Origin of the sequence: uncultured Cedecea sp. (assembly GCF_947498825.1) — a bacterium.
GTDB lineage: Bacteria > Pseudomonadota > Gammaproteobacteria > Enterobacterales > Enterobacteriaceae > JGM124.
This window is the reverse complement of the sequence record NZ_CANMLV010000001.1, coordinates 246,688-263,006: the sequence shown is the minus strand read 5'-3', so window position 1 is coordinate 263,006 and position 16,319 is coordinate 246,688. Positions and strand designations below refer to the sequence as shown.

The window sequence follows — 16,319 nt, the reverse complement described above, 5'->3', positions numbered from 1 at the left end:
GTTATGATAAACGGAGAACAGATTAACCTGTAGCGAGAAGTACAATATGATGCGGTATCTATCTTCTTTTATCCTGGCGCTAACGGCTCTGACCCATGGTGCCTGGGCTGTCACATACCCACTACCATCTGAAGGCAGCCGCCTGGTGGGGGAGCCCTTGACGATTACTATTGCTCCTGGGAATACGCAGCCGCTTGAATATTATGCAGCCCAGTATGGCCAGGGGCTGAGTAATATTCTGGAGGCGAATCCCGGCGTCGATCCTTTCCTGCCTGCTGGCGGAACCACCCTGATTATTCCCCAGCAAATTATTCTGCCAGATACCGTACGTCAGGGGATTGTGGTGAACGTCGCCGAGATGCGGTTGTATTACTACCCGCCGGGCGGTGATACGGTTGAAGTCTTGCCCATTGGTATAGGTCAGGCCGGGCGTGAGACCCCCCGCAACTGGGTGACGAAAATTGAGCGTAAAAAAGAGGGGCCATCCTGGACTCCTACTGCCAATACACGCAGAGAATATGCCAGAGAGGGGAGGGAACTCCCGGCGTTTGTTCCGCCAGGTGTTGATAACCCGATGGGGCTGTATGCTATCTACATTGGTAAGCTTTATGCGATACATGGCACCAACGCCAATTTTGGTATTGGTCTGCGGGTGAGTCAGGGCTGCATTCGTTTACGCAATGACGATATTGAATGGCTGTTTAATCAGGTTCGTGAAGGCGAACGTGTCCAGATAATCGATCAACCGGTAAAAATCGCGCTTGAGTCGGACGGCAGTCGCTGGATTGAAGTGCATGAGCCGCTGTCGCGTAACCGGGCTGAATTTGAATCGAACAAAAAAGTCCCGTTACCGATGGCACAGACATTACAGAAAATGGCGGCCGAATTGACCGTTGATGCTGATACCTTTAACGAGGCGCTTACCCGTCGTTCCGGTATGCCTGTTCGGGTTGATAACCAGAACGCGGTGCTTAATCCATTATAGAAACTGGCTCACGGAAGACTCCCTTTCATGCTAGATTATGACATATTACTTTTAATTGAGGGCGCATCGTGACAGATTATGATGCATTTCCGGACCAGCGTCAGGCGATGATCCAGCAAATGCTGACGGATAAAGGCCGGGTGATTGGTACGGATTTGGCAAAACAGCTGGGCGTTTCAGAGCATACTATTCGCCGTGACTTGCAGGAACTGGCCAGACGAGGCATTTGCAAAAAAGTCTATGGCGGTGCGGTCAGCCAGATGGTGCAGTCGGCGAGTTTTGAGGTGCGGGCATCTCAGAATATGCAGGAAAAATCTCAGGTCGCCAGACATTGTGCAAAAATGCTCAAAGCTGATAGCTGTGTCTTTATTGATGCTGGCTCGACCTATCTGGCGATGGTCGAGTTTATTCCCGAAACACTGGCATTAACCATTGTGACAAACTCGCCACAGATTGCAGCAGCCCTGAGTAGCCGTAGCCGCGGTGAGCTGATTTTACTGGGTGGCAAGGTGAACCCGCTTACAGGAAGTACGCTGGGTTCAGACACCGTGAAACAAATTAACGATATGATCTTCGATCAGGCTTTTGTCGGTGTATGTGGGTTGGATCCTCAGGCAGGATTAACCGCGGTTTACTATGATGACGCCTGTTTTAAAAAAGAGGTACTCAGCCAGAGTAGCGAAGTGATTGCGGCAGTGACCGCAGAGAAAATGCCACAGGTTGCCCGGTATAAAGTCGCCTCTTGTGAAGATATTGATGTTGCGGTGGTAAGCCCGCAGACCAATACCAGTGACTTCAGTCATATCGGGATGCGAATAGAAGTGGCCGAATAGAGGCTCTCAGGTAGCCAGCAAGCGGAGTAGGTTCCGCTTTCTGGTCTGTTGTCAGGACTGCAAAGCTAAAATACGTTTAATGGTTTCCTGAACGGCATTTTCATCATTACTGCCCGTGACAAATCTAGCGGCAGCCTTGGTTTCCTCGAAAGCATTACGCATAGCAAAGCTGTATTCAGCGGCCGCCAGTAGCTCGAGATCATTAAACCCGTCACCAAAAGCCATTGTTTCATGTGAACCGATATTCAGTAATGCCTGCAGTCTCTGCACTGTTGTCCCTTTATGCACCCCATAGTCGGCGATATCTATCCATGCCGCCTCTGAGACCACGATATAGACATCATTCTCATAAGGTTTCAGGCTCGGGCGAGTCTGCGGACAGCCGCCGCTTTCATCATAAACGGCGATTTTGACAAAGTCGTCCCGTACCTGTGCAAGTAGCAAACTGGACACCTTTTGCCGTCATCATGGCACTTACTTCAGCAAATAAGGCCCTGTCATAGTCCCCCTGACTGTTAAGAAAGGTCCCGTCTAAATCTGTGATGACTGACTTAATCATTTTATCCCCTTCATTGTGGTTAGTGCGTTTTACCCTGATGTCGCGTTTTTTGAGAGTAGGTTATTGCGAGTCTCAGAGGGTGAGGGATTACATTAACAGCGGGTGATATATCATGCAATGTTAAGATGTGTTTCTTGATGTATTGTGGTTGTTTGTGATGCATTTGGTTTCTTTGCGCCGGAATGAAAAATATCTCCGGCGTAAACAGGATTATCTGTCAGATTTCATCTTCAGATATGGGCTTTAAGCAGATTTCGGATACTGAAGGACAGTAACGCGGCGACGATAACCAGCAGGGTGACAAAAATAAAGCCATGGGCAATAGAACTGTGCCAGGCGATATAACCGATGATGGCCGGACCGGCTAAAATTCCGAGATAAGCGACCGAGGTGACAGCGGGAACAGCCACCATCTGCGGCATGCTCTTTTGTTTCCCTGTCTGGGTAAACATCACCGGAACAATATTCGCGCAGCCAAGACCAATTAACAGATAACCTGCCAGCACCGGCAGGAGGGCGTAACTGGTTATCAGCATCAGAAAGCCAATCGCAGCGATAACGCTGCCGAGTATGACGACTCTCAGCGCACCAAAGCGGGTAACAATATAATCCCCTGTCAATCTGCCGAAGGTCATGGCGACTGCAAAAGTGGCAAAACCGAGCCCCCCGAGGGTTTCCGGGATATTCCGGCTTTCCACCAGGTAGAGCGCACCCCAGTCCAGAACCGTGCCTTCAGCCATAAAGACAATGAAGCAAATGGCACTAATAATTAATACCGTACCTTTAGGGATAGCGAAGGCCGGGCCTTCTGTGGGGTTAGCATAAGGCAGCATTGCCTTGAAACTGATCAGTAGCAAGAACAACACTAGAGCCGACATAGTCAAGGTCGCAGCAATGACGCCGAAGTCGAGGCTCATCAGTCCGGTCATCATGCCAGCGCCCGCAATACCTCCCACACTGAACATGCCATGAAATCCGGACATCAGCGGCTTTGCAGATGATTTCTCAACCAGAATCGCCTGCACGTTCATTGCACAGTCTGTTATTCCCACTCCTACACCGAAAACCAGCAGACAGAGCCCTAATAGCAGGGGGGAAGTCACCAGAGGAAGAAAGGGCATCGCCAGTAAGATAATCACTACTGCGGCACAAATGACTTTTCTGCACCCATAACGAGAGGTCAGGATCCCGGTTACCGGCATGGCAACGATAGCGCCGACACCCAGGCATAGTAATAGCGTGCCCAGTAAGGCGTCATTAACGCCAGTATTGGCTTTAGCAAAAGGAACAATCACAGCCCAGGTGGCGGTCGCTAACCCGGCAACGAAAAAAATAATACGCGTGGAGACTCTGTCATTCATGATTTTTGTCCGGACAATATGGTTCTGCGAGTCTTGAGGCAGAGAGCCGCCTCAAGACTTTTATCAGGCATTAAGAATATTCAGAACATCTGCGTGGAGTCTGGCATTCGCACTGGCGACAACCGCGCCGCCATTTTCTGCCCGACCACCGTCGAGTGTGGTGACAACGCCACCGGCATGCTCAATGATGGGGATGAGTGCAACAATATCGTAAGGCTGTAGAGCGTATTCAACACAAATATCGATATGACCTGCTGCCAGCATTGCCATGGCATAACATTCGCCGCCGAAGCGCGTCATCAATGTTTTATCGTGCAGCAGATTGAAATGATTATCGGGATATAAATCAACAGATTCAGGTGATGTTGTGTGCAGGATAGCCTGATGTATTTCGACTTTTTGTCGCGTATGAATTCTTTTTTCACCCAGACGACCAGAAAACCAGGATTGTTCACCATCGGACCAAAAGCGGTCGCCAGTATAAGGCTGGCTCATTATACCCATGGTGGCTCTTCCCTGTTCCAGCAAGCCAATCAGACATCCCCACACCGGGAGTCCACACAAAAACGGGCGCGTTCCGTCAATAGGATCAATGACCCACTGAAAGTGACTTTGTCCACTTTGGCCAAATTCTTCACCGAGTATCGCGTGGTCTGGATACTGTTGAGTAATCAGTTCCCGCAGCAATAACTCTGTTTCACGATCAACGTTTGTTACCGGATCGAATCGGAAACCGTCCTTAGGTTTTGTCGAGATATCGATATGGTGGGATTCCAGATAACTTTCGAGCGTTCGTTTCTCCGCCACTTCGGCGAGCTGGTGCAGAAACTGAGTTGTGGGTCTGGTGACAGGCATAATAGCAGTCTCATGATGGTTTTGTGTTGCTCGATGATGATTCATTGTGTCTGATTATGCAATATATAATCAAAGAAAAGGAAAATCATGCTCGCTTTGATTTTGCAGCAGGATTTCAGGAAGAAAGTAAAATAATGATATGGGCTTGTCTGGTGTCCGGACTGACCCAGGCAAGAAAATTTTGTACGCTTATGTATATACTTCTTAAACGAAATGTAAGTTTATTAAGACATGGCAGGGAGATTTGCGTTAAATTTTTCTAAATGAAAATGATTAACAATCTCTTTATCATAGGGCCTGCAATGAAAGTACCTTTTATCCTCTCCGGACTGCTATTGACTTCACTGAGCTGTGCTGCAACCACCTATCCGGTGACCATCACCGATATGGACAATCAAAAGATAACCTTAGAAAAAGAACCTGCGCGCGTTATCTTGCAGGACGGGCGTGACATCATGGCGCTGGCGTTACTCGATCGTGAAATGCCTTTTAAGCGAGTGGTAGCCTGGAATAATTTACTGAAAAAACAGGATAGTCGTAGCTGGGCGCTGCTAAGTGAAAAATGGCCTGACTCAAAAGCCATTATTGATATGGGGTTCAGCGATCAGGGGGAAGTTAATCTGGAAAGCGTACTGGCAAAGCAGCCGGATATTATGATAGCTCAGTTACGCGCTAAACCTGCACTGGAGCAATCTGGGGTCATTAAGGCTTTAAAAAAATTAAATATTCCGGTTATTTTTGTCGATTATGAATTGCATCCGCTGGAAAATACGGCAAAAAGCGTCGATTTACTGGGAACGGTTTTGAATCAGGAATCACGTGCTAAAGAGTATACTGACTATTATCAGCAGCAGCTGAATGCATTACAACAGGTTACAAAAGCTGAAAAGAATAAACCTACAGTCTTTATTGAACCTATTGCTGGTAACAGCGAGAACTGCTGCTTTACCCACGGACATAATGGCTGGGGCGGGCTGGTAGAGGCGGTCGGAGGCAAAAATATCGGTTCAGAGTTATTGCCTGGCAGCACAGGATTTATTTCTATCGAGAAGATTATTGCGATGAAACCGGATGTTTATATTATGACGGGATCTAAGCGTGCTAATCAGAATGTATTACCGTTCGGATATAACGTCACGAAGGATGAAGTAACCCCAGTTTTCAATGAACTTCTTTCCAGGCCGACATTTGAAATGATAGAACCGGTACAGAAAGGCAATGTATTTGGTGTCTACCATCACTTCTATAATCATCCTTATAACATTGTTGGGATGGAAGTGCTGGCTAAAGATTTATATCCGCAGGCGTTGCAGCAGCTTAATCCGGAAGCCGATTATCATCATATTATTAAGAACTTTACCCAGATCCCGGACAGCCCAGTTACCCTGAGCTATTCATTGAAAGACGTAAAACAGTGAAGAAAGGGACTGTTGATGTGATTTAGTGAAGCAAGTTTGTCGGTATAAATAGCCGACAAACTTGCCTTATGAAGATGATATTCGCCCAATTTTATTGGGCTAAAACCTGGGCCAGTTTCTTTATCCCTTCAATAATTTCGTCAGGCGTGTGCGCAGCGAAACCTAACAGAATGGCCTGACGTTCAGATGCTGTCTGGCAGTAACGTGACAGTGGCTGAGCACCTAACCCCACTTTACGGCATTGCTCAATCAGAGTGGTTCCATGGATATGGTTGGATAACCAGCAAACCAGATGAATACCTGAATCTAAAGCCTCAGCAACCATTATTCCGGATAAATAGATTTGTATTGCTTCCAGCATCACTTGCTGGCGTTCATGACAGGCTTTTCTTATTCTTCTCACGTGACGTGCATAATGGCCTTGTGAAATAAAGCTTGCCAGAATGGCCTGGTCTAAATAAGGCGTACGGGTGTCGGTGTAGTATTTGGCTATTTTAAACGGCTCTATAAGACTTTCCGGTATGACCAAAAAGCCGATATGAAATCCGGGAAACATCATTTTAGAGAATGATCCTGCGTAAATAACACGCTGATGTTTATCTAAACCTTGCAGGGCGGGCAGTGGCTGAGAGTGATACCTGAACTCACTGTTATAATCATCTTCAAAAATCCACATTTTATTGTCGGCTGCCCAGTCAAGCAGCGCCATTCTTCGGGATAAACTTAATGTCCCGCCAAGTGGAAATTGGTGTGATGGAGCAGTAAACATCATTTTTGCCTGCGGCCAGTGCTGTATCGCGTAGGCAATATCCATACCTTGCTTATCACTGATAACCGGGCGGACTATTGCCCCCTGAGCAGTAAATACGCCCAAAGCGCCGTCATAACCAGGCTCATCTAACCAAACTTCATCGTCTTTTTGCAACAGAACCTGGGCGGCAAGATTCATCGCTTGTTGAGTGCCATTGACGATAAGAACCTGCTCTTCGCTGCAATTAAGGCCACGCGTAGCGCGTACATATTCACTGATGGCTCGACGCAACGGCGGGTATCCCATAGGGTGATTGAGTTCCCTGTCCTGATGCCGAAACTGACGCCAGACTCGCCCGGAAAGACGTCCCCATAGCTCATAAGGAAAGAGGTCTGTGCAACCAACACCAATGTTAAAGGTCATCTGCTGCCCGGAATAGGGTTGAGTCTTATCCCATATCTCTTTGACGACATGTCTGTGTGGATTAATATTCGTATGACTCAGTGCCGATATCTTATTGTCAGCAGGCGATAGCGATTTAATCGCAATCATCTCATCCGGAATGATGGATGCGACATAAGTTCCCGAACCTGCTTTAGTTTGCAAATATCCTTCATCAATCAGCCGTTCGAGGCCGGACAGAACAGAATTTCTTGAAATTGACATCATTTCACTGAGGGTTCGGCTGGAGGGGATTTTTTCCCCGGCCTGAAGCTGGCCGTTTAATATCAATTCTTTGATAGAGAAATAAAATTGATCTTTGATTTTACCTTTCTGAAGCAAGAGCCCCGGAAAACTGGCCACATTTTTTTTCATTGCAAAGTGGATCCATATAAAAGTCGATAAGTGTATCTTATGCGATACCACTCTACGCGTTACTCTCTCATCAAACAATATCCAGTATGTTAATAAGGTGATTGAGATGACGGATAAAAACAGTGAAATATCAGTGGTAGCGGTACAACAGGATGAGTATCTCCAGTGGCTTCCTTTGTGGGAAAAGTATCAGCAGTTTTATGAGGTCAGTTTATCGGAAGAGACAACCCGAGAAACCTGGCGACGTTTTTTTAATCCAGAGCAGCCTGTCTGGTGTGCGGTAGCCAGACAGGGAACGACGGTACTGGGTTTTGTTCATTATGTTTTTCACGGGTCCACATGGTCAGTGAATGATTTCTGTTATCTGGAAGACCTGTTCGTGACAGAGAATGGCCGGGGGAAACATATTGGCAAGCAGTTGATCGAGTACGTTAAGCGGCAGGCAAGCGAGCGGCAGTGTGGCCGGTTGTACTGGCATACCCAGGAAAAAAACACTACCGCACAGCGACTTTATGACTGGGTGGCAGAAAAGCCCGGTGTAATAGAGTACCGGTTAGCGCTCTGAGACAACACATTCTTAATTTAAAGAAGACAGCAGTGCTTTATATATGCCAGCATCTAAAATCACTGCTAGCCTTGGTACTGCTGTCATGCTTTCCGTTCCTTTTTCGGTTGTTACGTTGTTTGCCCTCTTTTATTTACTGGCGCTGCTACTGTTTCCTGAAAAACAGCGCCACAGCGGTACTGTGCGCTTTCTTGTTGTCTGTATTGTTCTTCTTTCCGTCAGCAGGAGGGTGATGGCGAGGGGTGGATTCAGAAACAGGCTGATTTTATCAACAAGTCTTCGATGAATATCGGCTCTTAAAGCCGCAATCCAGGATAAATTACGCCAGTTTCCGTTATAGTCGTGTGAGATAACGAATAAAGGGAGGGGGGCCTGGTGAGAGAGACACATCGTCAGTATCAGCGATTTTATCTTTGTTGCTTTAATTCACTACTGAGTGACTTCAATGAATCACTCAGACTGCCAGTGGGGGCTGAAGAATATTGCGGGCAATAAAAAACCGCTTCGGGAAAATCCCTACAGCGGTTTTTTTCAGGGTAAGTTATCGACTAATTTGATGACCGATAACACCTCCGACTGCGGCACCCCCCACGGTACCAACTGCACTTCCTCCGGTCAGCACTGCACCACCAACCGCGCCTATACCAGCACCAATCGCCGTATCACGACCGCGATTAGACATATGTCCGCAGGCAGTAATAGAGAGGGTAAGCAGTATCACGACTGCAACAGAAAAGCTGCGTTTTAAAAGCATAGTTAACCTCACTACCATCAATCTTCATAGTACACAAAAAAGTGTATTTATGATGTTTTGGCCCGATTCTTGAGCCAGGTAAATAAAATTTACTTGTTACAATGATGTTGCGACAGGTAAAAATTCCTATTTAATCTTTTCTGGCGAGAGTGGTGGTGGGGGACAGCTTGAAGATGCTTTTCCAGGATGAATATCTCTGGGAGCGGGGATATGGGCCAGGGGCCGGAAGATTGCTGTCAATTCCCGGTTTGGAATGCCGACAGCAGCCATAACCAGAGCTTGATCGCTATTTGAATTGTTGCACTGAATATTGAATCAACCATTTATAATAACGATTCAATCTGATGAAAGGGTACGGATTCAAAAAGATACCCTTGTAATCCCCAAATATTGGCCTCACGCAAAACAGGGAAGTGCTGTCTACTCTCAATACCTTCAACGACGATTTTATCACAGTATTTTCTGATGTTTTTAATCAACAGAAGGAATGTGTTTTTTTTGATTTCTTCTTTAAAAAAATAACGATCTATCTTCGCTACTTCAAAATACCCATTAAGCAGGCAGGCGATATTAGCATTTCCGGCTCCGAGGTCATCCAGCCAGAGGCCATTCTGGCCTTGATTAAGTGACTTGAGCAACGGATTTTTTAATTCTGGTTCACGCTCGTGGAAGTGTTCAGAAACCTCGAGCTTAACAAAAGGCATTGATTTTAAATTGTTTTTTAACTTTTCATCAATGCTGATTAACATTGCCATGTCATCATCAATATTAAGTGTGCAAAACAAACCATTGCGTTCAAACCAGCTGCGTTTTGAGGCAATAACATCGATCTGTTGATAAAGAAAGGATTGCTTTCGTTCAAAATCCCAGCCAGAAATAACAAACTGTGGGTGTAATGGTTTAGTCATATTTAAAACAAAGCGGGTCAGTAGCTCCACGCCCAGCAGTTTTTCATTAATACTGACTATAGGCTCAGCGACAAATTCGATGTTCATTTTATCTCCGGTGTCGATAATATTAATCGCTAACAGAAAACATGTTATCGCTTGCGTTTGGATACAGGGAGCTTAGTGCTTTTCGTATCTCTTATATAAGATATAATTAAAAATACGGCCGCAATAAACAGTACGGTAGTAAGAATAATAAATAATAAGTTTTCCACTTTAAACCTTAAGCGTGTTGTTATAATTGATGTCAGCTATGCTGTGTTTTATTGTGATAATTTTTTTACGATGCTGGTGGTAATGAATCTACTTAGTGCGATACGTATTAAATAGCGTTAAAAAAAGTATGACGCAACTTCTTTTAAAACAGTTAAAGTATTTTGAATATCACTTGCTGTCAATAATTTGTTTTTTAATTTTATAATGATTTAAACTATTTTTTTGGTGACGTAAGATCACCAGAATGCACCTGAAACAAGCAGAGTAACAATGCTAAAATATTATGAGCAGGGACATAAAAGACAGCTCCTGTTTTCTGTATGGCATGCCTCGAGATCTGATTTGTCAGCGGTTTCCGGCTTTTGGTTATTTGATGTCGAGTAGGAATTTTATTAATCATTGCATGAATCATTTACAAATAGAAATAGTTTAAAACGATCAATAGCACAGCATTTAATAGATTTTGACTATTAATTAAATGATATCGATCTGTTGTATCAATTGGTTGTTTATGGATAAGAAAATCAAACATTCTGCATGATTGATAAATTTCTTTATAATCAATTTGTTAAGGTCATTTTTTTGTTGTGGGTATTGATTGTAATGTAAATCAGGTATGGGGAAACATATATTTACATTATATACTGTTAACAGAAACTACCCACGAAGGAGTAGAGAGAGTATATCGATAAATATGAGCGGGTAAAGTGTGTTTTTTTAATTCTAACTTTATATTTTATTATCGCTGAATATTTATTTTTAAAAAAACACCCGTACATTTTAATATTGCACAGACTATGTCTGTTGATATATTAAATTTATCATTAAATATATTTATAGATAGTCATAATCTGTTTTTTATAAGGACAGTATGCCGACGATGTCAATTTTAATGGAGTTGTTATGTTCTTTTTTTGAATGTGACCCCGTATTCTTTGTGTGAATAAAATAGCGGAGTTATCTGTGGCTATTGAGTGACTTGAATAATTTTTTTCGGGTTATCCGTCGGGAGGAAGACGAGGCCAGAGGTTACTGATGAAGGTGCTTTTTTCATCGATCAAGAAATTCACAGAGCCGAAAAAAAATTTCAATAAAAATGTGCATAATAAACGTGACTCTGAGAATGTTCTTAATTTCCTGAATGTGATATACCATTCAACCTCAATCATATTATCCGCCAGTGCGAGTTAACGGGTGCCCGAAATTAGCGCCAGGCACACTCAATCGTATTTTAGATTGATTATATTCTGCACACATCTTCGTAAAAGAGATTAAAACTTGAACATGTCATTGATTACTGATGAAACAAGAGAGAGCTGTGAGGTTGACTACAATCAAGTCATAAAATCAGAATGGGGACAGATAATCGCGTTAACCTCAGCGGAAGCATTCAACCTGTTACGCAGTATTGCAACCCAGAAAGCGTCTGAGTTTGCCGACAAGTTCTATGGCTACATGCTAAAAGACAGTGATGCCGCTTTTTTTCTTTCAAGCCAGCAAGTTCACGACAGTCTTCATGGCGCTATGACTAAATGGATAACGAGTATCCTGACAAACCGCGGAGAGCATCTGACGGACTTGATCAATTATCAAAAGAAAATTGGTGAAGTTCATGCACGTATCGGTATTCCTGTTGATTTGGTTGAGCGTGGGGCCAGACGTCTGAAATGGCATATTTATGAAGATATTGAAAAGCATGCAGAGGAAAAATATCTCTGCTTTGACGCGATACGTTTTACTTCGGCTTCTGTTGATATCGCTATAGAGATAATGAGTAAAAGCTATTCAAAATCACATAATATCGAAGCCAAAAATGAGGAGTCGTATCGACTATTTTCTATTCTGGAAAATGCCAGTATAGAGAGAGAGCGTCAGAATGCATCTCTATTAAACTGGGAAAATGCCTTTATATTCAGTGTTGCGACCGGCACGCCGCTGAATACTATCCAGGAGCTAAATGATTCTGATTTCGCGCTGTGGTTTAACCATAAAGGTAAATCAAATTTCAGTGATTCGCAGAGAATACAGACTATCTCCGAGACAATTAAAGAGACTGATAACTGTATTCAGCGTTACAGTAATGGCGTACTGTTAACACAGCAGGATTATGCACCATTACTCAAATCGGTGCGAAGTAAAATCCACAAAATAAATGTATTACTTGGATCTCTGTTCGATGAGGTCCAGAAACTGGAAAGTGGAAAAGATACCCTCACACTTTTATTAAATCGTCGTTTTTTACCCACAATCCTTCGGCATGAAATATCTCTGGCCATGCATTCCAGTATTCCTCTCTGCATTGTTATGATTGATATATACCCTAAATAATTCGAGTTACCTGTAGGCGCCAAGTTCAGCCCGTCGATGAGCATAGATAACTATGTGATTCGGCGGGCTGAATGCAGGCAACACCCAGGTAACTTGAAGTATGACGGGTATAGATAATTTTAAAATAATTAACGACACATATGGTCATGCTGCTGGCGATGATATTCTGGTGAAAACAGCTGAGGTTTTATATGAAAGCGCGAGGAGTAGCGACTACATTTTCCGTTATGGCGGGGAAGAATTTCTTATTGTACTGATTGAAACATCAAAAGCTGAAGCTTATAGCATAATTGACAGAATGAGAAAGAAAATTCAGGAAAAATCGATTTATATTCAGAGAGATGAAAGAATTTTTGTGACAATAAGCGCAGGTATAGCTACCTATAATGGGCATCCTGATTATGAATGTCTGATAAAAGCTGCCGACGATGCACTGTATCAGTGCTAAAGCCAATGGTAAGAACCGGATCGAATACGCCAAAGAATAATCACTGTTTTGCTGTACGGTATGCTTGTGTCATGTGTCGTTATGAGAAGAGAACGGTGTCATGACATTCTTTCATATCGCTGACCCAGTATGAATCAGGGATGACTAAATGAACCCGAAGAGAGTTTACGTCAGGAACGTGGGCGGTAAAACTTGGTGAGATGTCTACAGGACTTGAAAGAATTGCTTCCAGCTGCCCGGTGCTCCCGTAGCCGCAGTCGTGATGGGAATGGTGCCCGGAAGGCGGAATGACGGTGAACAGGACTTTATTGACCGTATGCGTCTGGAACAGGTGCGTGAAGTACCAAGTCGTGTACGTTATTCATGGGAGGAAGATGATAAAGGTAATCCGGCTCCCACGGCTGGCACACTCCACCGGGTAAAGATATGGTGCGTGTGCGTAAAATGGCATGGGATGAGAGCCGTAAAGCGTATACGTTTACTACAGAGGAAGATCCGCGTCTCACCATCATCTGGACGCCAGACAGTTCAGGCGTCAATGTTCCTTCAAATACAGGCAACCAGAATCCGGTAGGGATACCAAAGCCGTCAGTCAGCTTATATTCCTTCTCAAGAGACTTGGCATTTTTTACTTTGGAATCAGTAAGTGACATGACTCGCCCCCTTGATTTGTTGGTATAAGCAAAATCGAACCAGAGATACCAACGATTCTACCAACAAAAGTAGTGAGTCGTAGCGTTTTTTGGTGGAAGAGGGTGAACCTAAAAGAGAGGGTAAGTAATTGATAGAAAACAAAAAAGCAGACGTCAGTGAACGTCTGCTTTCTTTAAATTGGCTCCTCTGACTGGACTCGAACCAGTGACATACGGATTAACAGTCCGCCGTTCTACCGACTGAACTACAGAGGAATTGTCTTAACGAGGCATATGTTAGCGTTAGCGATTAAAACTGTCAACACTAAAACTAACATATTAATTAGTATGATTAATTTTAGAGCATGATGGTGACTTAATATGCTATTTTGTCGCTCTTATCGGGTATGTTTTGATTCACTAATAGCCGTTGCATCGGGTCTTGTTGATAGAACTGGCAAAATCGCTGATAAAGTGAAGTAAATCGTGGCTCAAATAGCTGTGGAGCACTGAAAAAGTATTCTGATAATACGGCAAAGCATTCTGCGGGATCGGTAGCGGCATAGGCATCAATACTGGCGGCTTCTTCACCGACCAAATCGATTTCATCCTGAATATGGTTCATGGCGGCATGCAGGTCGCGTTCCCAGCTGGCAATTTCACGCAGGCCGGCTAATGGCACACCGCTGGCGTAACCACCATTACGCATATCAAGCTTATGCGCAACTTCATGGATGATGAGATTAAAACCAGAGGCGTCAAAGGAATCTTTGATATCAAGCCAGTTCAGAATAACAGGGCCTTGCTGCCAGCTTTGCCCTGAATGAACAGCACGCTGCCGATGAACCAGGCCATGTTCATCTTCCCACTCATCGTCAAGGGTAAAGGGCTCAGGGTAAATGAGTACTTCGTAGAAACCATCAAGCCATTCAATCCCCAGTTCCAGTACCGGTAAACAAAAAAGCAGGGCGATACGTGCTGATTTCAGCTCGTTGAGAGTGAAGCCATCTAATGCTGTCAGATGCTTTTGCTGCAAAAAACGTTTAGCCAGCTGAATTAATTTTTGCTGTTCTGACTCACTGAGCGAAGAGAGTAAGGGAATAGCCAGGGCCTGTTGCCAGGGCAGAGTATCAATGGGAGTCGAATTCTGTTCTTTCCATGGCCATTTGATCATTTACATGCTCACTAAGTCATTATAAGGAAATGTATCGTGATGTTGAGAGTACAGGTATGGCACGTGTCGATAAGCATAAGCAATAGCCGTGAGTTATGTAAAAAAAGCCACAGCAGTGAAGTGCGATCACTCGTCTCCCGACAGGTGATTATTCAATCACTTGCCGGGCAGAGTTTCAACGATAGTAATCACATTTGTTAGCGCAAAAAATGCATTCAGGCATATTTATCGGCGTGAACTAGGAAATGGCAAAGATCCATACGCTGGACAACAACATACAAATCAGCGCGGTAATACCGCCGGAACGGGTAAATTCCATAAATGAGATTTTTACTCCGTAGATCTTCGCTTGCTCAACCACAATGATCCCGGCCAGGCTGCCAAAGACAAAAAAGTTACTGGAGAAACCTGAACCCAGTGCCAGAGCAGCCCCCAGGGCATCAATGCTTCCTTCATGGGTCACATAGGGGACCAGCAACATGATAGCGGGGTTATTACCTACAATAATGCACAGCAAACCGGTTATTAAAAACAGGATAACAGGATTATTCAGGTCTATGCCATGCTTATGTAAACTGTGCAAAATATCACTCGGGATCCCGGTATTTGCCAAGGCTGCATTGACAACAAACAGCCCCATAATGAGCAGCAGTAAATTACCATCAACTAATTTAAGCATGTCATTAGACGATATCGAACGGTTGATAAGCAGTAGCCCTGCGGCAGTTAAGGCAATAATCTCTTTAGAGATATCAGTAAAAATAAAACAGAAAATAATCGCGAAGGTAATGACTCCGGCTTTGGCCGTTTCCCAGGTATCGAGTTTGACATCTCCTGGTGCAGCTGACATAGCGCTGGCTTGTGCCGTTTGTAACTGGTCTTTGGCGATATACCAGCGATTACGGTAAAGCAGGGTGACGACAACCCAGATGACAATTAATGACAGCAATGCCGGAATACCCGCAGACTGTAATAATCCCATAAAGGATAAATCCAGCCCTTGAGAAATTATCATATTTTTCGGGCTACCAATCAGCGACCCGGCGGACCCATTATTGGCGGCAAAACAAAATGCCAACAAAAAAGGAATGGGATTCAGTCCGCGTGCCAGGGTTATCGAAACCAGCAGTGGGGTCATAGCAACAATAACCACATCGTTGGTCAACAATGCAGACAATACGCCACCCACCACAATCAGCACCGCAAGTAATGCTGGTGGTGTCACATCCAATGTCGCGACTTTTTTAACCGTCCAGGAATAAAAGCCCGAAACCACAAATGAGGCTGAGACCACCATTAAACCGAATAGCATGCCAATAGTGCCATAATCGATGGACATCCAGGCTTCAGGAGGCGTGATACTACCAACAGTCATCATTGCCATAGCGCCAATGATCGCGGCTCCCGTTCGGTCTACTTTGAAGCCAGGAAGGCTACCAAAACCCATTGCAATGTAAACCAAAAGGAAGATAAGAACGGTCAAGTCCATCTTAGTGTCACCGTGATATTAAATTTTTACAGTAAGTTAACCATCAAGTAATGTTAAAGCAAGCCAGCGCCGTTCCCCGTTACATCTATTCAGTGTTTTTCTGCCGCTAAAGAGATGCCAGTGGATATTTTTGTATGGCTTTAATGCCAAATGCTAACATGATGTAGCGACAGTTTACCGCCTGACGT

At 44.3% G+C, this 16,319-nt stretch carries 15 protein-coding genes, 1 tRNA gene and 3 pseudogenes; 8 read left to right on the top strand and 11 right to left on the bottom strand.

Translation table 11 applies throughout. The features are described from left to right. The first annotated feature begins 46 nt into the window (after positions 1–46). On the top strand, positions 47–985 hold the full coding sequence (ldtA, locus tag Q1A40_RS01280; protein ID WP_299996754.1) for a L,D-transpeptidase: 939 nt from the start codon (positions 47–49) through the stop codon (positions 983–985). A gap of 68 nt (positions 986–1,053) precedes the next feature. After that, positions 1,054–1,818: a DeoR/GlpR family DNA-binding transcription regulator gene (locus Q1A40_RS01275; protein WP_299996751.1), complete on the top strand. Its 765-nt coding sequence runs from the start codon at positions 1,054–1,056 to the stop codon at positions 1,816–1,818. A 51-nt stretch (positions 1,819–1,869) separates the two neighbouring features. Here the strand turns inward: Q1A40_RS01275 and Q1A40_RS01270 are convergent. The 3 genes and pseudogenes from Q1A40_RS01270 to hisN form a co-directional block, all read right to left on the bottom strand. Next, positions 1,870–2,377 (bottom strand): annotated as a pseudogene (locus tag Q1A40_RS01270) (HAD hydrolase family protein). Between the two features lie 230 nt (positions 2,378–2,607). Beyond that, a complete protein-coding gene (locus Q1A40_RS01265) occupies positions 2,608–3,738 on the bottom strand; it encodes an MFS transporter (protein ID WP_299996748.1) in 1,131 nt (376 codons plus the stop codon). Between the two features lie 63 nt (positions 3,739–3,801). After that, positions 3,802–4,593 (bottom strand): histidinol-phosphatase, encoded by a 792-nt coding sequence (gene hisN, locus Q1A40_RS01260; RefSeq protein ID WP_299997833.1) that lies wholly within the window; start codon positions 4,591–4,593, stop codon positions 3,802–3,804. A 302-nt stretch (positions 4,594–4,895) separates the two neighbouring features. On the opposite strand from hisN, the gene Q1A40_RS01255 reads away from it, so the two are divergent. After that, positions 4,896–6,011: an ABC transporter substrate-binding protein gene (locus tag Q1A40_RS01255; RefSeq protein WP_299996745.1), complete on the top strand. Its 1,116-nt coding sequence runs from the start codon at positions 4,896–4,898 to the stop codon at positions 6,009–6,011. 91 nt (positions 6,012–6,102) lie between these two features. Here Q1A40_RS01255 and Q1A40_RS01250 read toward each other — a convergent pair whose 3' ends face one another. Next, positions 6,103–7,578, bottom strand: a complete 1,476-nt coding sequence (locus Q1A40_RS01250) for a PLP-dependent aminotransferase family protein (RefSeq protein ID WP_299996742.1) — start codon at positions 7,576–7,578, stop codon at positions 6,103–6,105. Between the two features lie 106 nt (positions 7,579–7,684). On the opposite strand from Q1A40_RS01250, the gene Q1A40_RS01245 reads away from it, so the two are divergent. Together Q1A40_RS01245 and Q1A40_RS01240 are read left to right on the top strand one after the other, a co-directional pair. Continuing rightward, positions 7,685–8,143, top strand: a complete 459-nt coding sequence (locus Q1A40_RS01245) for a GNAT family N-acetyltransferase (RefSeq protein WP_299996739.1) — start codon at positions 7,685–7,687, stop codon at positions 8,141–8,143. A 43-nt stretch (positions 8,144–8,186) separates the two neighbouring features. Further along, entirely contained in the window at positions 8,187–8,429 is a 243-nt protein-coding gene (locus Q1A40_RS01240) for a hypothetical protein (RefSeq protein ID WP_299996736.1), read from the top strand. A 255-nt stretch (positions 8,430–8,684) separates the two neighbouring features. Here the strand turns inward: Q1A40_RS01240 and Q1A40_RS01235 are convergent, their stop codons facing one another. From Q1A40_RS01235 to Q1A40_RS23130, 3 genes are all read right to left on the bottom strand, one after another. Continuing rightward, the gene (locus tag Q1A40_RS01235; protein WP_299996732.1) at positions 8,685–8,897 is read right to left on the bottom strand and encodes a glycine zipper 2TM domain-containing protein; all 213 of its coding nucleotides are present in this window, start codon (positions 8,895–8,897) and stop codon (positions 8,685–8,687) included. 323 nt (positions 8,898–9,220) lie between these two features. Further along, the gene (locus Q1A40_RS01230; protein ID WP_299996729.1) at positions 9,221–9,892 is read right to left on the bottom strand and encodes an EAL domain-containing protein; all 672 of its coding nucleotides are present in this window, start codon (positions 9,890–9,892) and stop codon (positions 9,221–9,223) included. Positions 9,893–9,936: 44 nt separating this feature from the next. Continuing rightward, positions 9,937–10,059, bottom strand: a complete 123-nt coding sequence (locus Q1A40_RS23130) for a small membrane protein (RefSeq protein WP_367275720.1) — start codon at positions 10,057–10,059, stop codon at positions 9,937–9,939. A gap of 1,285 nt (positions 10,060–11,344) precedes the next feature. Between Q1A40_RS23130 and Q1A40_RS01225 the strand changes: the two genes are divergently transcribed. From Q1A40_RS01225 to Q1A40_RS01215, 3 genes and pseudogenes are all read left to right on the top strand, one after another. After that, positions 11,345–12,388: a diguanylate cyclase gene (locus tag Q1A40_RS01225; protein ID WP_299996726.1), complete on the top strand. Its 1,044-nt coding sequence runs from the start codon at positions 11,345–11,347 to the stop codon at positions 12,386–12,388. A gap of 100 nt (positions 12,389–12,488) precedes the next feature. Beyond that, positions 12,489–12,836 carry a GGDEF domain-containing protein gene (locus tag Q1A40_RS01220; protein WP_299996723.1) on the top strand — a complete coding sequence of 116 codons (348 nt, stop codon included), beginning with the start codon at positions 12,489–12,491 and terminating at the stop codon, positions 12,834–12,836. 426 nt (positions 12,837–13,262) lie between these two features. Continuing rightward, positions 13,263–13,349: pseudogene (locus Q1A40_RS01215) on the top strand (S-type pyocin domain-containing protein); the annotation flags it as partial. A 62-nt stretch (positions 13,350–13,411) separates the two neighbouring features. On the opposite strand, the pseudogene Q1A40_RS01210 reads toward Q1A40_RS01215, so the two are convergent. The 4 genes and pseudogenes from Q1A40_RS01210 to Q1A40_RS01195 all read right to left on the bottom strand — a co-directional run. Next, positions 13,412–13,489 (bottom strand): annotated as a pseudogene (locus Q1A40_RS01210) (DUF4102 domain-containing protein); the annotation flags it as partial. A 179-nt stretch (positions 13,490–13,668) separates the two neighbouring features. Continuing rightward, positions 13,669–13,744, bottom strand: a tRNA-Asn gene (locus tag Q1A40_RS01205). A 100-nt stretch (positions 13,745–13,844) separates the two neighbouring features. Beyond that, positions 13,845–14,642, bottom strand: a complete 798-nt coding sequence (gene mtfA, locus Q1A40_RS01200; RefSeq protein WP_299996720.1) for a DgsA anti-repressor MtfA — start codon at positions 14,640–14,642, stop codon at positions 13,845–13,847. A 238-nt stretch (positions 14,643–14,880) separates the two neighbouring features. Next, positions 14,881–16,131, bottom strand: coding sequence for an SLC13 family permease (locus Q1A40_RS01195; protein ID WP_299996717.1), 1,251 nt, complete (start codon positions 16,129–16,131; stop codon positions 14,881–14,883). Between the last annotated feature and the right edge of the window lie 188 nt (positions 16,132–16,319).

Coding starts and splice junctions, on each gene's coding strand:
- ldtA (WP_299996754.1), top strand. CDS start 47: ATGATGCGGTATCTATCTTCTTTTATCCTGGCGCTAACGGCTCTGACC.
- Q1A40_RS01265 (WP_299996748.1), bottom strand. CDS start 3,738: ATGAATGACAGAGTCTCCACGCGTATTATTTTTTTCGTTGCCGGGTTA.
- hisN (WP_299997833.1), bottom strand. CDS start 4,593: ATGCCTGTCACCAGACCCACAACTCAGTTTCTGCACCAGCTCGCCGAA.
- Q1A40_RS01255 (WP_299996745.1), top strand. CDS start 4,896: ATGAAAGTACCTTTTATCCTCTCCGGACTGCTATTGACTTCACTGAGC.
- Q1A40_RS01250 (WP_299996742.1), bottom strand. CDS start 7,578: ATGAAAAAAAATGTGGCCAGTTTTCCGGGGCTCTTGCTTCAGAAAGGT.
- Q1A40_RS01245 (WP_299996739.1), top strand. CDS start 7,685: ATGACGGATAAAAACAGTGAAATATCAGTGGTAGCGGTACAACAGGAT.
- Q1A40_RS01240 (WP_299996736.1), top strand. CDS start 8,187: ATGCCAGCATCTAAAATCACTGCTAGCCTTGGTACTGCTGTCATGCTT.
- Q1A40_RS01235 (WP_299996732.1), bottom strand. CDS start 8,897: ATGCTTTTAAAACGCAGCTTTTCTGTTGCAGTCGTGATACTGCTTACC.
- Q1A40_RS01230 (WP_299996729.1), bottom strand. CDS start 9,892: ATGAACATCGAATTTGTCGCTGAGCCTATAGTCAGTATTAATGAAAAA.
- Q1A40_RS01225 (WP_299996726.1), top strand. CDS start 11,345: ATGTCATTGATTACTGATGAAACAAGAGAGAGCTGTGAGGTTGACTAC.
- Q1A40_RS01220 (WP_299996723.1), top strand. CDS start 12,489: ATGACGGGTATAGATAATTTTAAAATAATTAACGACACATATGGTCAT.
- mtfA (WP_299996720.1), bottom strand. CDS start 14,642: ATGATCAAATGGCCATGGAAAGAACAGAATTCGACTCCCATTGATACT.
- Q1A40_RS01195 (WP_299996717.1), bottom strand. CDS start 16,131: ATGGACTTGACCGTTCTTATCTTCCTTTTGGTTTACATTGCAATGGGT.